Below are 13908 nucleotides of genomic sequence, written 5' to 3'. Positions count from 1 at the left end.
TTACTTCATACGAATTAGATCCTTTAAAGCGAAGTATAAAGATAATATTACGCCTAAAAAAGCACCAATAATTGTAAATAACGGAAATTCATTTTGCAAATACTCATCTAGTTTAAAACCTGCATATAAAACCATGAGAATAATTACAATCATTTGAAAGGCCAAACCGGAATATTTTATAATTCCGTCAACTTGCTTCTTGGCCTTTTTTTTATTGGGATTATTTTTTCTTTTCATCCTTTTTAGGGGCTGCTTCACCCATTTTGCAGGTTCCGGTAAATTTGGCACCAGGCTCAACAGAGATTTTTTCTGTTGCAATGTTTCCCAATATCAATGCCGTTGATTTCAGATTCACCATTTCTGAAGCAACTATATTTCCTTCTACTTTACCAGAAACATCAATAGTTTTACAATTCACATCTCCTTCAATTTTTCCTGTATTACCAACTACAACTTTACCATTAACCTGCATTTTCCCATTCAAATATCCATCAATACGAATATCTCTGGATGCCTGAACGTCCCCTTTAATTGAGGTTCCATCACAAATAAGGTTTACTGCTGTTGGCTGTACTTCGTTGTTTCTGCTCATTTTATTTTTTTTACTAAACATGTTTGAAATCGTATTGATGATTACAAATCTGATTTAAAGGAATAAAATCGGAATTGCAATTAGAATGATAAATGGCAGGATAAATTTATCCTGCTAAATTATTAATATTCTATATGTTTATTATTTCCTAAAATTATGAATCAATCCTCTAAATCAACTTATAATTTTTAAAAAAATTATCCAGATCTTCACATTTAATTAATCCTCACTTACCTTTTTAATTAGGGAACACTACAAATATAAAAAATTGCTCATATAATACCCACATAAACGAAATGATTCAGAACAAAAAAGAGGCTACCATTCGGAAGCCTCTTTAAATATCTTAAGATCTAATTCTTATTTTGGATCGTAACCCCATTTTACCAGAATGGCTCCCCAGGTAAACCCGGCACCAAAACCTGATAAGATTAAATCATCACCTTTTCTTAATTGATTTTCCCACTCGCATAAACACAAAGGAATAGTTGCTGACGTAGTGTTACCATATTTTTCAATGTTAATCATTACTTTTTCTTTCACTAAGCCCATACGTTTGGCGGTAGCTTCGATAATACGATTGTTTGCCTGATGTGGAACCAGCCATGCCAAATCTTCTGATGTAATGTTGTGTTTCTCCATCATTTCAACAGAAACATCTGCCATATTCGAAACTGCATGTTTAAATACATGATTTCCTTCCTGGTAAATGAAATGTTCTTTTGCATCCACTGTTTCGTGACTTGCAGGTTTACAAGAACCACCAGCTTTTTGATGTAAGTGCTTACGACCGAAACCTGCAGTATGCAGCATCTCATCAATAATACCAACATTTTCGTTTGTTGGCTCAAGAAGAACTGCTGCCGAACCATCACCAAAAATAGGACATGTTGAACGATCGCTATAATCAACAATAGAAGACATTTTTTCTGCTCCTACAACAATTACCTTTTTATACATTCCCGATTGAATGTATTTTGCACCCGTTGCCAGGGAAAATAAAAACCCTGAACATCCAGCATTTATATCAAAACTAAATGCACTATTAATTCCTACTTTATCACTAATAATATTAGCTGTAGCTGGGAATTGCATATCTGGAGTTACTGTTGCACAAATCAACAAATCAACTTCATCAGGCGATGTACCAGTTTTTTCTAAAAGCTGTTGAACAGCTTTTGCTCCCAAATCGGAAGATCCTTTTCCTTCACCTTTTAATATTCTTCTTTCCTTGATACCAATACGAGTCATGATCCACTCATCGTTAGTGTCAACCATGGTACTCAATTCATCATTGGTAAGAATATAGTCGGGAACATAAGACCCAACTCCTGTTATAACTGCATTAATTTTTGACATTGTTTAATCTTACTTTGTTTATTTCAGATTAAAGCCTATACAATTATGTATATTCCAAACAAGATTATTTTTAAAAATAATCTTTGCTCAGTCATGTATAACCAAAATTTGCCCCTGAGAAATATCTAAGGAGCAAATTGTATAGCTTCAAATCTGAATTAATTTACTCAGATTATGCTGTAACTTCTTTTTCGATTGCTAATTTGCCTCTGTAATAACCGCACTCAGGGCAAACAGTATGATATTTAACAGTTGCTCCACAATTTGAGCAAGATGCTAAAGTAGCAGGAGTTGTTTTAAGATGAGTTCTTCTCTTATTTCTTCTCTGCTTCGACGTTCTGTGTTTTGGATGTGCCATTTTTCTAACCTATTTAACTAGTTATTATCAATCAATTTTCTTAAATCATTCCATCTCGGGTCAATTTTATCTTCTTCATTTACCGAGAGGTCATTCAATTTTTGAATCATTTCCTCGTTACAAGTGCTGTTTCCCTCTTCATCATCAGGATGAACAAAGCTTAATGGTAAGCTTAAGGTAAACAACTCATAAATGTATTGTGCCACGTTAATCTCATTTTCAGATTCTGCCAACACAATAACATCTTCAGCCAAATCTTCATGTTCTTCTCCAAACTTAAGATATAGAAAGTTTTCACCTTCCACATCAAGAATAAGCTCTTCGAGACATCTGTCGCAGGCCACTGTTAATTTTCCTTTCAACTCGAACCGTAAGCTTGTTACCAAGGTCTTTTTTTCGAAAGTAACCTTTACAGCACCTTCTCCCTGATAAGCATCTTCCGTCTGAAAAGACTTAAAAAACTCAGGATTTACATCGAATTTAAATTCATGCAAACCATCCTTTAAGCCTTTAAAAGGAATCGTATATTTTGTGAGATTTTCCAAAATATTCAAATAAAACTTTGCAAAAGTATAAAAATTAATCTTACGAATTAACAAAAAAGCATATCTTTTTTGTCAATTTCAAGCAATTACTGAACTGACATACAGTTTCAATAACTAATTCCGTGAAAAACGGGCTGCAAAAGTACGTAGTTCTTTTTTGCTTTCAAAATAATTTGCAGTATTTGAAAACCAATTGGTTCACTTTGTTGGTAAAATAATTCTAAAAACCGTTCCTTTGCCTACTTCCGAGCTTAAAACAAAAATTTTTCCCTGATGATAATTTTCAATAATTCTTTTCGCCAAAGACAATCCTAGTCCCCATCCACGTTTCTTAGAAGTATAACCTGGCTTAAATATTGTTTTGTATTGATTTTTAGAAAGTCCTCTACCTGTGTCACTTATATCCAACACTATATCATCATTCTTTTCTTTTAACACAAATTTTAAACCCCCTCTTCCCTCCATTGCATCTACAGCATTTTTCGACAAGTTTTCGATTACCCACGAAAAGAGCTCTTTATTCAAAGGAATTTTTCCCTCGAAGCCATCGGGTCGGTTAAAAATAAATTCTACTTTTCCAGGGGTTCTTTTTTTTAGATATTCAATACTATTTTGCAAACTCTCTTCAATATTTACAGGTTTTAGTACTGGCTTAGAACCTATTTTGGAAAAACGCTCTGCAATTACCTGTAAACGATCTACATCCTTACTCATTTCAATATTTAAGGAAGGATCTGTATTTCCTGATTTTATTAATTCCATCCAGGCCATTAAAGAACTAATGGGCGTACCTAACTGATGCGCTGTTTCTTTCGACATGCCCACCCAAACCCGATTTTGTTCGGCTGACTTTGAATAGGAAAAAGCCAAAAATGCAATAATTATAAAAACAATGATAACTCCCAATTGGATAAACGGATACCAGGCTAATTTTTTTAGAATACTGGAATCGTCGTAATAAATGTAATTTTTACCATTTACTAATTGTATTTCGATGAACCGATTTTCATTTTTCATTTCGGCAAATCGATCTTTTAATATCTTTTCCTCCTTACCTTTAGCAAGCTTTATATTTCTGTAATCAACAATTGAATCGTTTTCATCGACCAGGATAACCGGAATGGTTTCGTTCTGTTCTAAAATTCGATTTATTAAACCAACTTCCTGATTTGGATTTAAATGTAGTTCACGCAAACCAACTGCCCAAAGCTCTACTTTTTTAGCTTCCTCATGAGCCAGCTTCCCAACTAAATTATTGGTATACAATATCGAACTGACTATAATAATTATAGCCACAATTAAGAAATGGTATTTCCAGTCCCGGTTTTTGAAGTAAAATTCCAAAGCTTACAGTTGAATGGTTTCTATTAAAAGTAACGACAAATCGAATTAATTCTTATTCATTGAGTTAAAAAAATCTACGCAAAGTAATTTTTCCAATTGCATAGTATCGAAGATAGTACTTTTTATTTGTGATAGAATCCTAAAACGTTAAATCTGGTCCGGTGTTCTTATCAAAAGATAATAGCTAAAGCATTTTTAAGCACTAAACAGCAATATCAATTTTAATCTTAACAATTAGATTGCGTAATTTTTAAAGCTCTTAGCAACTCTTAAAACAACATGATTTAAACCTACTACATATTCAAAGAATTATAAAATTCCAGAACCTTTCTGGCATTTTCGGCAGGAATATCTTTAGGCAATTCGAGCTGATGAATTGTTTGTCCTTCCCTTTTTTGCTGCCCATGCAGGTATGCCTTATCATAATATGTGAGGGTAATGTCTGCCACAGTCGCAAAATCGTTATTTTCCAGACTCTCGTAGGCTCTTTTTACATTTAATCCGCCTAAGCGTTTTTCAATTTTAGAAACCATTAGGGCCAATACTTCAATATCGAAGCAGGCATATTCTTTAACCAGCCTTTTTATTCTCTCCTCTTTGGGGATGTTTAATTTTACAACTTCTGCTGCTCTCATTTTAGCAAAAAGAATATCGTTTATCCATACCGATCCGATGGATTTACTTTCATCTTCGAGCCAAATTGGTTTATTGGCATCAAATGTTTGCCAAAGCTGAGCCAGCTGATTTTCAAAATTCTCGTTTGTTGGTTGCTTGGCCTGTCCTAAAGCTCCAAACACCGAACCTTTATGATTTGCCAAACCCTCTAAATCGACAACCTGAGCCCCCAGTTTTTGCATTTCGTGAAGGACTGCAGTTTTTCCACTGCCGGTCATTCCACCCAGTATTACAAGCTTAGGTATCTTATTGAATTGTTCTCGATTAAAGGCTCGATAAGCTTTGTATCCACCCTTTAAAAGATACACTTTAAATCCGGCCGTTTCGAATAACCAGGCCATACTTCCACTTCGCATTCCACCTCTCCAGCAATGCAATAAAATTTCTTTTTGAGGTGCAATTTTTTTCGCCTGTTGAACAAATCTTGCTAATTTGGGTCCTACCAATTCCAAGCCTAACAAAACGGCGGAATCCTTCCCTGCTCTTTTGTATTTGGTACCTACAACTACTCGCTCTTCGTTAGTAAATATTGGTAAATTAAGTGCTCCCGGAATATGTCCATTCTCAAATTCAGCAGAAGTTCTCACATCAACCATTGGTATTGATTTCCCCATTTCTAGAAATTCTTTGGGGTCAAGCATTTTAGCCATATTATATTGTTGTAATATTAAAAAAAGCACGTAATAAATTACGTGCCAGAAATATATTTTTTAATCTTCGAGAAATTCTCCAAGAATTGAACTGGAGCCTTTTCCTCTGTTTTCGCTTCGGGGTGCAATTGCCTTTATTAATTTTCGGATGGGCATAGATTGCAGCCAAACTTTTCCTGTTCCCTTAAGAGTTGCTAAAAACAAACCTTCTCCTCCAAAAACCATAGATTTTAAACCCCCTGCTTTCTCAACCGAAAACTCTATACCTTCCTCAAAAGCAACAACACATCCGGTATCTACCCTAAGTTTCTGATTATTTAATTCTTTTTCGATAATGGTTCCGCCAGCATGTACAAAAGCCATTCCATCGCCTTGCAGTTTTTGCAAAATAAAACCTTCACCACCAAACAGTGCAGAACCAATTTTCTGATTAAATGTAATACTCACTTTTGTTCCCAAAGCGGCACACAGGAATCCATCTTTCTGAACAATTAAAGAACCGCCTGATTTTTGCAGATCTACAGGCATAATTGTTCCGGGGTAAGGAGCCGAAAATGCGACTTTAGATTTTCCATATCCACGGTGAGTGAAATGAGTAAGAAAAATAGATTCACCAGTAATTAATCGAGAACCTGCAGATAAAAGTTTTCCGAACAAACCTTGCTCCGGTTCCGATCCATCGCCCATTTTGGTTTCAAATTCGATTCCCTCTTCCATATAAGCCATAGCTCCTGCTTCGGCAATTACCGTTTCCTGAGGATCTAACTCAATTTCGACCAATTGAATATCATTCCCAAGAATAGTATAATCTACTTCGTGTGATCTCATTTACTTAAATTATAATTCACAATTTTTATATGCGGTATTTATTGTCCTCATCCTCCATAACCATACCCAAATAACTTTCGTATCGAGTTATGCTAATTTCACCTATTTCGACTGCTGCTTTAACGGCACATTTAGGTTCGTGAATATGACTACAATTATTGAATTGACATTTTTCTGAAGTTTCGAAAATTTCTGGAAAAAAGTGCGACATCTCTTCTTTTTCCATATCGATAGTTCCAAACCCTCTAATTCCAGGAGTATCAATAATATAACCTTCAAAATCCAATTCGAACATTTCCGAAAAAGTTGTGGTGTGTTTTCCCTGCGAATGAGCTTCAGATATTTCACCGGTTTTTAAATCCAAACCTGGTTGAATGGCATTTATCAAAGTCGACTTTCCTACTCCCGAATGACCAGATAAAAGATTAATTTTTTCTTTTAATTCTTCACGAATTGTATCGAGATGAGTTCCGTTTTTGGCAGAAATTTCGAAACATTTATAACCTATTTTTTCATAGATCCCTTTTAGCTCAACTAAACGATCTTTATCGTTAGGCCGGTACCGGTCAATTTTATTAAAAATTAAACGAACAGGAATTCGATATGCTTCGGCAGCCGCTAAAAACCGATCGATAAAAGTGGTTGTTGTAAGTGGATAATTAACTGTTACAATTAAAAAAGCCTGATCAACATTTGAGGCTATAATTTGACTGTGCTTTGATAAATTTGATGATTTTCGGATGATGTAATTCTTCCGATCGTGAATTTTAACAATCACTTTTGACTCTTTATCCTCTTCAAAATCTACCCTATCACCAACTGCAACCGGATTGGTCGTTCGTATTCCATCCATTCTAAATCGCCCTTTTATTCGGCAATTGTGAATTTCTCCATCGTTGGTTTTCACTGTATACCAACTTCCCGTCGATTTAATTACTAGTCCTTCTTTCAATGTCGCGTTATTTTTTTTTACAAAAATAGTTGATTCTTAGGAATTATCGTCAGTATAAAGCCTGAAAGATTTTTGCAAGTTAGTATTTGATAAATATCGATACAATTTGCTTCAGATTATTATCTTTAATCTTTCAAAATAACAAATATGAAAAAAATTATAAGCTATAATGTAAACGGAATAAGGGCTGCCATAAGTAAAGACTTAGTTGGCTGGTTAAAACAAGAAAATCCGGATGTTCTTTTAATTCAGGAGACAAAAGCTCAACCCGAACAAATCGAATCTCATCTATTCGAAGAGTTAGGCTACAATTGCTACTGGTTTTCTGCAGAGAAAAAAGGATACAGCGGGGTTGGTATTCTTAGCAAAGAAAAACCCGATGCGATTGTTACAGGAATTAATAATCCAATCTATGATATAGAAGGAAGAGCCATAAGAGCCGATTTTGGCGATATTTCGGTTTTTAGCACCTACCATCCATCGGGAACAACGGGCGGACCGCGTCAGGAATACAAAATGGAATGGCTGGCTTATTTTCAGGAATACATTAACAAACTAAAAACTGAACGTCCAAATCTGGTTATTGGAGGCGATTTTAACATTTGCCATAAACCAATTGATATTAGCAGACCCGAGAAAAAGAAAAATGTATCCGGCTTTTTGCCCGAAGAACGTGAATGGGTTAGCCAATTTATTAAAAGTGGATTTATCGATTCATTTCGTGTATTTGATCAATCGCCCGACAAATATTCCTGGTGGAGTTACAGGGCAGGTTCTCGCGGCAAAAATCTAGGCTGGCGAATTGATTATCACATGGTAAGCGAAAGTCTTAAGAGTAAACTTAAAGGTGCTTCAATTTTGGCCGATGTTGTTCATTCAGATCACTGCCCAGTTGTAGTTGAAATGGATTTTTAAAATACTAAAAAGCGGCTGATTCTATTTTCAACCGCTTTTTTTATGTTGCTAAATCTTATTTTAAAAGGAAATTAAAATCATCATTAACCCCTAATTCGTAGGCATCAATCCCATTTTTAAATATCCTGCAATTTCTATCTCCAATTAAGCTGATATTGCCATTCTCCACCAAAAACATGGTTGCTTCGCGCAAACCTGCAATATACATATCAGGATTAACTACCATAAATTCATTAATTCTGTCTTCGCGTGTTTCGCCTCCATGACCTGCCGGATTTTTATCCAGATAATGAGGATTGATTTGAAAAGGAATTAAGTTTAGAGAATCGAATCCCAATGGATCGATAATAGGCATATCGTTAGTTGTTTGTATTGTTGGGCATGTAAGATTAGATCCAGCGCTCCAGCCAATATAAGGTACCTTCTCGTTAATAATTTTATTGCGAATAGGTTCGATTAAATTATACTTGTGAATTAAATGCAGTAAATTCCATGTATTACCTCCCCCTACAACAATAGCTTCGGCCTCCTCTACTGCTTTAACAGGATTTTCGAAATGATGGATAGAAGTCACATCGTGGCCTACTTGGTTAAAACGGGCTTTTACTTTTGCTTCGTAATCGTCGAACGAAACAGTTACTCCGGCGTAAGGAATAAAAAGTGCTTTTACCGGTTTTTCTCCCAAAAACTCTTTGATATTTTTTTTGGGATAATCCAGATACTCTTCACCAGGATTAGTTGAATTGCTGATTAATAATAATCTCATTAGTATTTAAATTTAGTTTAAGCTATTGTGTATTATCAGCACTAAATTTAACTATTTGTCAAGAAATAACTGTTTCTTTTTCTACTAATTCCAAATATTTTTCGTGGTTCATAGGTCGCTTTGGAATAATAAATGAAAAAACACTTCCCTTATCAAGCTCACTTTCAACCATCATTTTACCCTGATTTTTAATTAAAAAATCACGACATAGCATTAAACCTAATCCAGTCCCTTTTTCGGCTGCTGTTCCATCGGTGGTTTTTCCTTCGTAAATATTTTCAATTTGCTCGGGCATCATTCCAATACCATCATCAATAACCGAAATTTTAACAAAATACTGTCCTACTTCCGATTTAACTTCAATGTTCCCATTTTTATTGGTAAATTTTATCGCATTAGAAATTAAGTTTCTAAGAACTGTATTGATCATATTCCAATCTACAAAAACCTCAACATTAGGATTTTCAGAACTAAACAGATTTATAGATTTTATTTTAGCCAAGTCGTTAAACAAGCCAACATTAGAACTAATAATAGAACTTGCATCGACCATTTGTTTATTTGCCGATAAAGTAGAAGTTTGATTTTTAGCCCAAAAAAGTAGGTTTTCCATTAGTTCATACGCACTTTCCGATGAATTAAACAAAGCCTGTAAAAACTCTTCCTTATCACTCTCGCTAAGGTTTAAATCCTCTTCGCTAAGATACATTCTTAGACCATTACTCACATTTCCAATTGCACCTCTTAAATCGTGGGCAATTAAAGAAAACATTTTATCCTTGGTATTATTTGCTACCCGCAATTTATCTTCGCTTATCTTAATCCGCTTTACCGCATCCATTAATTCTTCCTGATGTTGATGCACCAAACTATTTTTAAGATAAAGTAACTCGTTGTCTTTTAAATTATTTCTATACCTTATTGTGAGTAAAAAAATAACAATTAAAAGCACCAAAAGAATTAATAATCCTACTATATATTGACGGGTAAAATTAAGTTGCTGACTTTGATTTTGTTTGCGCAACAATTCATTTTCCTGGTTAGAAATACTCATCGAGTGATGCAAATCTAACTCATCAATCTTGTTACGCAGTTGCCAACTGGAAATAGAATCCTGATAGGCTTGTAATTTTTGAAATGCCTGAACAGCTTTGTTTGTATTCCCACTTCTAATTTCAAAATTGGATACTACTTTGTAATAATCTCTCAATAACCTGTTAGAATTTAAATTCTTTGCAATTAGCCCCCCCTGATTTAGATGTATTTTGGCTTTTTTCAGTTTCCCATTCTGAACATATAAATCGGCTAAATTTAATTCAAAAGCACCACTTTTAAAATTAGGGCCATTCGATTTATGGTAAGATACAGCCTCTTTATAAATGCGAATTGCTTTTATTGTATCCCCAATTTCGGCATACATACTTCCCATATCGTTAAGAATAGCACCAATTAAGGACTTTTTAGAAATTTTACGTCCTAAATCCAAACTATTTTCATAATACTCAACAGCTTTACTGTATTGCCCCATTTGTTTGTAATACAAGCCCAATAAATTGTTGCTCTGTGCTATTCCCAATTCATCATTCTGGGAATTGTAAATTTCTAATGCCTGTATTGTATGAGTGTAGGCTTTATCTAGTTTATCTGCCTCGAAATATACGGTAGCCAAATGTCGACTGATGTCTGCTGTTTGTTTTTTATAATTATGGGTTTGTGAAAAACGATGGGCCTTTAGCAAATAATCAAGAGAATTATCAAGCTGGTTATCTACATAATAAGCAACACCCAAATAGTACATCGCTTTTGCAATTTCCTTTTCGCTTTCAAGCGATTGTGCTGTTCCTAAAGCGTGTTTAGCTAACTCTATACTTTCTACCGGATCGATATTCCAGTAGACCTTACTCATTTCAAGAAGTGTCTCTAATTTCTCCTGTCCAGATGTAATTCCAAATCGTTTATTCAGGCTATCGAGGCTAGTCTGAAACTCAGCTTTTACAGGTAAAACAAGACTTAAATAAATTAGAATAAATAATATTAGGGGCTTTTTATTCATGCCCCTAATATACAATTTTATGCTAGATATATCAAAAATCTATTTTGTAGTAAAAATCATAAAAAAAGCTGCCTGTAACACATAGTCAGCAAGCAGCCTTACAATAAGTTCGTTAATGTACTTTAAAACGTAATTAAAGTTATGCCAACTGTGAATGGTGTTAATTCGGGCCCTTTATTACTTTCAAATAATTCTGTTAACCCGTAGGTTGCAAACAGATTTAAGGAACGATAGCCTATACGAGCTTGTGCTGAATAACGAAAAGCTTTCAGATTAAAATCGTCGTGATCTTTGTCTTTATTACCACTATGTTTAATTTTAGTATGTGTTCCAAGTCTTAATCCTCCAACAAGACCTGCCGATAAATGCACTCTTCGTTGATTATATTTTACAGGAATTTGAAATTCCAGTAATAAAGGAACAGTAAGATAAAGCGATGTAAGCTTGGTTTTTTTGATATCCCAATCGGGATATGCAGCCTGTAAATCTACAGGTAGAATTTGTCCGGCCTCTTTTGCCAGTGTTATGTCATTATCGAATCGGTAATTATTCCATTCCAGGCCAAGACCTGTTACCAAACCAATTGTATTTCTATTTTTTTGTAAACTAATATCGTACTGTAGAAAATTTAAATTTACTGCAATGGATTTTATCACATCAAGTTCCATAAAGTCGTTTGGGTATCCAGTATAATCTTCCTTATCGAATGCATTTATTCCCATTTCGAAACCTGCCCAATGTCCTCTAAAATCGGGTTCCTTTTCTACAAAAAACTCATCCTGATTAGGATCCCAAGGATGCACTTTTTGAACTTTTATTCTTGTTCCATTCCAGCCATCAATAATATTAATTTGCTTTCCTCCCAACCTAATTTTGGTGGTATCTCTATCTTCTTTATACGCAAATTTCCCTATTTTACCGACCTTTACTTTAGCTCCGTTTCCATCTTCAACGGCCTTTATTAAATCTTTATTCATAAATTCAACCTTTACCGTATCCTGGTCAACTTTACGAATAAATACATTCTGCTTTTCTGATTCTTTTTCCTCTACATGTTTCTTCTCTTTTTTATTAGACCAACTATCCTTTACGATAATTTTCTTTTTAATAGTATCGTTTTTTAAAGTGTCAGTCGTATTTTGAGCAAAAGCTCCAAAACAAAGGGAAATAGCTAAACTAATTATAAATAGTCTTTTCATAGTATCAATTTTTCTGTGTTGTGGTGGTAAGACGAAGTACCTGCAAAATAGTTACAGCCTATAAATTATTTTACTGTTTTTGAGAATCCTAAACCTGGAGAATTAAAATTTAAACGCGTTTTTTCAGTCTTTGAATCGTATTTTTTTTCCAGTTGTATATTTTTACCTGCAATTACTCCAAGTTTATCTACCCCCTTTTTAGCAAGAGCATACAATAAAGAATTTTTCTTTTTTGGCACACTCGATGTCCAGGTCATTCCCAAATTTGATAATCCACTGTTTGAGGTCTCTGTACTTACTTTTTCTGCTTGCTGAATTTTGATATTCAAATCTGCCACTGGAGTTACATTGGCAATTAATTTGAGTTTCGACTGAGCAGAAAATTCTGGAAGACTTACTTTTACAAACTGTTCCTCATCAGCAATATTATTTTTCGAATACTCAAGCTTAGTAACATGCTTAACTATTTGATCCTTTACAACAGGATTTACACTAACTTTTTTAACAAGAGTATTTTTCGGCTCGATATTGGCAGCCACTTTTATTTCTGTATGTTCGTTCAATTTAATTTCATCCACTACCTCAATGTTCTTTTTCGAGCTTCTTACTAATGGGTTCTCTTTACCTGAAAAGTCATTATTATCAGATATGGTGAAAATTGAAATCAACAATAAAATTGAGGCAGCAATTCGTGCTGTAGTAAACAACCAATATGGTAAAATTCTGCGTTTTTTTAACTTTTCTTTTTCAGAATATATGAGAATTAAATCGGCTTTAAGTTTTGTTTTTTCATACTGTTTAAACTGTGCTAAACTTATTTCCCTACTGCTAAGAAACTTATCGAAACTTTCTTCTTCTTTAGACCCTAAATCGCCTTCTAATTTAGCAATACAGAAATGATCAAAATCATTTCGAAAAGGAATTTCCTTAATTGAAGTTTTACTAATAGATACAGTTTCCGACTCCAGTTGAAGACAACTTATCTCTTCAAATTCTTCTTTTAATTCGGCATGTAATTCAAGAAATTTCTCCAAAGCAGTTAATTCTGAGGTACTCAGATTTCCTTCCATAAAATCGAGGAAGAACTCTTCATAAGTATTTAGATTAATATCTCTCATCCTTGCTTTACTATACCAATGTTTCTATGCTACCAATGTATTGTTTCAAATGTTTTCTTGCCCGATAAATATATACCTTCACCTGCGATTCAGTTAAATCTGTTATACTGGCTATTTCGGCATAAGAATATCCCTCATAATCTCTTAGTAATATCACCGAACGCTGAATGTCTGATAATTTCTCAAGAGCAGCATCTAAAATTTCTTTTACATCGCTGTATTGATCAGAGTGTGAATACATTTTAACATCAACATTCTCAAAATCTTCCTTTCGTTTTTCTCTTCTTATCAAATCGATCATGGTATGATAAGCTGTAGTAAACAAATACGATTTCACTTTCTGATGATTTACATTTTCGATATTTCGCCATAATTTTTCAAAACTATCTTGTATAATATCTCTCGCTTTATCCTCATCTTTAATATTTTTGAGGATAAAGCGAAACATGCCATCGGCATATAAGTCTACACTTTCGTTATACTGTTCTGAATTCATCTAGGTCAATTTCGATTCTAAGACGATTTGCTAATACGAAATGTTACAAGCATTTTTT

The 13908-nt window shown here is 34.2% G+C and carries 15 protein-coding genes; 1 reads left to right on the top strand and 14 read right to left on the bottom strand.

Translation table 11 applies throughout. The features are described 5' to 3' along the window. From ACT3CE_RS12965 to rsgA, 9 genes are all read right to left on the bottom strand, one after another. Window positions 1-237 (bottom strand): AtpZ/AtpI family protein, encoded by a 237-nt coding sequence (locus ACT3CE_RS12965; protein ID WP_444710192.1) that lies wholly within the window; start codon window positions 235-237, stop codon window positions 1-3. Next, window positions 221-592 carry a bactofilin family protein gene (locus tag ACT3CE_RS12960; RefSeq protein WP_444710191.1) on the bottom strand — a complete coding sequence of 124 codons (372 nt, stop codon included), beginning with the start codon at window positions 590-592 and terminating at the stop codon, window positions 221-223. The genes ACT3CE_RS12965 and ACT3CE_RS12960 overlap by 17 nt, the downstream gene beginning before the upstream one ends. Window positions 593-952: 360 nt before the next feature. After that, the gene (locus tag ACT3CE_RS12955; RefSeq protein ID WP_444710190.1) at window positions 953-1951 is read right to left on the bottom strand and encodes a beta-ketoacyl-ACP synthase III; all 999 of its coding nucleotides are present in this window, start codon (window positions 1949-1951) and stop codon (window positions 953-955) included. Between the two features lie 172 nt (window positions 1952-2123). Then, window positions 2124-2309: a 50S ribosomal protein L32 gene (rpmF, locus tag ACT3CE_RS12950; protein ID WP_127343203.1), complete on the bottom strand. Its 186-nt coding sequence runs from the start codon at window positions 2307-2309 to the stop codon at window positions 2124-2126. Window positions 2310-2326: 17 nt separating this feature from the next. Continuing rightward, window positions 2327-2854 carry a YceD family protein gene (locus tag ACT3CE_RS12945; protein ID WP_444710189.1) on the bottom strand — a complete coding sequence of 176 codons (528 nt, stop codon included), beginning with the start codon at window positions 2852-2854 and terminating at the stop codon, window positions 2327-2329. 198 nt (window positions 2855-3052) lie between these two features. Further along, on the bottom strand, window positions 3053-4150 hold the full coding sequence (locus ACT3CE_RS12940; protein WP_444710188.1) for a sensor histidine kinase: 1098 nt from the start codon (window positions 4148-4150) through the stop codon (window positions 3053-3055). A gap of 341 nt (window positions 4151-4491) precedes the next feature. Next, window positions 4492-5523, bottom strand: coding sequence for a tRNA 2-selenouridine(34) synthase MnmH (gene mnmH / locus ACT3CE_RS12935; RefSeq protein ID WP_444710187.1), 1032 nt, complete (start codon window positions 5521-5523; stop codon window positions 4492-4494). Between the two features lie 60 nt (window positions 5524-5583). After that, window positions 5584-6351 (bottom strand): TIGR00266 family protein, encoded by a 768-nt coding sequence (locus tag ACT3CE_RS12930; RefSeq protein WP_444710186.1) that lies wholly within the window; start codon window positions 6349-6351, stop codon window positions 5584-5586. Between the two features lie 25 nt (window positions 6352-6376). Next, entirely contained in the window at window positions 6377-7303 is a 927-nt protein-coding gene (gene rsgA, locus ACT3CE_RS12925) for a ribosome small subunit-dependent GTPase A (RefSeq protein WP_444710185.1), read from the bottom strand. Between the two features lie 147 nt (window positions 7304-7450). Between rsgA and ACT3CE_RS12920 the strand changes: the two genes are divergently transcribed. Next, window positions 7451-8218: an exodeoxyribonuclease III gene (locus tag ACT3CE_RS12920; protein WP_444710184.1), complete on the top strand. Its 768-nt coding sequence runs from the start codon at window positions 7451-7453 to the stop codon at window positions 8216-8218. Window positions 8219-8273: 55 nt separating this feature from the next. On the opposite strand, the gene pepE is transcribed toward ACT3CE_RS12920, so the two are convergent. The 5 genes from pepE to ACT3CE_RS12895 form a co-directional block, all read right to left on the bottom strand. Continuing rightward, a complete protein-coding gene (gene pepE, locus ACT3CE_RS12915) occupies window positions 8274-8984 on the bottom strand; it encodes a dipeptidase PepE (protein ID WP_444710183.1) in 711 nt (236 codons plus the stop codon). A 58-nt stretch (window positions 8985-9042) separates the two neighbouring features. Further along, window positions 9043-11037, bottom strand: coding sequence for a tetratricopeptide repeat-containing sensor histidine kinase (locus ACT3CE_RS12910; RefSeq protein ID WP_444710182.1), 1995 nt, complete (start codon window positions 11035-11037; stop codon window positions 9043-9045). A gap of 122 nt (window positions 11038-11159) precedes the next feature. Continuing rightward, window positions 11160-12236, bottom strand: coding sequence for an outer membrane beta-barrel protein (locus tag ACT3CE_RS12905; RefSeq protein WP_444710181.1), 1077 nt, complete (start codon window positions 12234-12236; stop codon window positions 11160-11162). 65 nt (window positions 12237-12301) lie between these two features. Then, window positions 12302-13354: a hypothetical protein gene (locus ACT3CE_RS12900; protein ID WP_444710180.1), complete on the bottom strand. Its 1053-nt coding sequence runs from the start codon at window positions 13352-13354 to the stop codon at window positions 12302-12304. A gap of 10 nt (window positions 13355-13364) precedes the next feature. After that, a complete protein-coding gene (locus ACT3CE_RS12895) occupies window positions 13365-13850 on the bottom strand; it encodes an RNA polymerase sigma factor (RefSeq protein ID WP_444710179.1) in 486 nt (161 codons plus the stop codon). Window positions 13851-13908 lie beyond the last annotated feature (58 nt).

Source organism: Marinifilum sp. RC60d5, assembly GCF_052400665.1.
Classification (GTDB): Bacteria; Bacteroidota; Bacteroidia; order Bacteroidales; family Marinifilaceae; genus JBQTGK01.
Note: the sequence above shows the minus strand (reverse complement) of the source record. Positions and strands in the feature narration are given on the sequence as shown.

Coding starts and splice junctions, on each gene's coding strand:
- rpmF (WP_127343203.1), bottom strand. CDS start 2,309: ATGGCACATCCAAAACACAGAACGTCGAAGCAGAGAAGAAATAAGAGA.
- ACT3CE_RS12895 (WP_444710179.1), bottom strand. CDS start 13,850: ATGAATTCAGAACAGTATAACGAAAGTGTAGACTTATATGCCGATGGC.
- ACT3CE_RS12930 (WP_444710186.1), bottom strand. CDS start 6,351: ATGAGATCACACGAAGTAGATTATACTATTCTTGGGAATGATATTCAA.
- ACT3CE_RS12910 (WP_444710182.1), bottom strand. CDS start 11,037: ATGAATAAAAAGCCCCTAATATTATTTATTCTAATTTATTTAAGTCTT.
- mnmH (WP_444710187.1), bottom strand. CDS start 5,523: ATGGCTAAAATGCTTGACCCCAAAGAATTTCTAGAAATGGGGAAATCA.
- ACT3CE_RS12905 (WP_444710181.1), bottom strand. CDS start 12,236: ATGAAAAGACTATTTATAATTAGTTTAGCTATTTCCCTTTGTTTTGGA.
- ACT3CE_RS12955 (WP_444710190.1), bottom strand. CDS start 1,951: ATGTCAAAAATTAATGCAGTTATAACAGGAGTTGGGTCTTATGTTCCC.
- ACT3CE_RS12920 (WP_444710184.1), top strand. CDS start 7,451: ATGAAAAAAATTATAAGCTATAATGTAAACGGAATAAGGGCTGCCATA.
- ACT3CE_RS12960 (WP_444710191.1), bottom strand. CDS start 592: ATGAGCAGAAACAACGAAGTACAGCCAACAGCAGTAAACCTTATTTGT.
- ACT3CE_RS12965 (WP_444710192.1), bottom strand. CDS start 237: ATGAAAAGAAAAAATAATCCCAATAAAAAAAAGGCCAAGAAGCAAGTT.
- pepE (WP_444710183.1), bottom strand. CDS start 8,984: ATGAGATTATTATTAATCAGCAATTCAACTAATCCTGGTGAAGAGTAT.
- ACT3CE_RS12900 (WP_444710180.1), bottom strand. CDS start 13,354: ATGAGAGATATTAATCTAAATACTTATGAAGAGTTCTTCCTCGATTTT.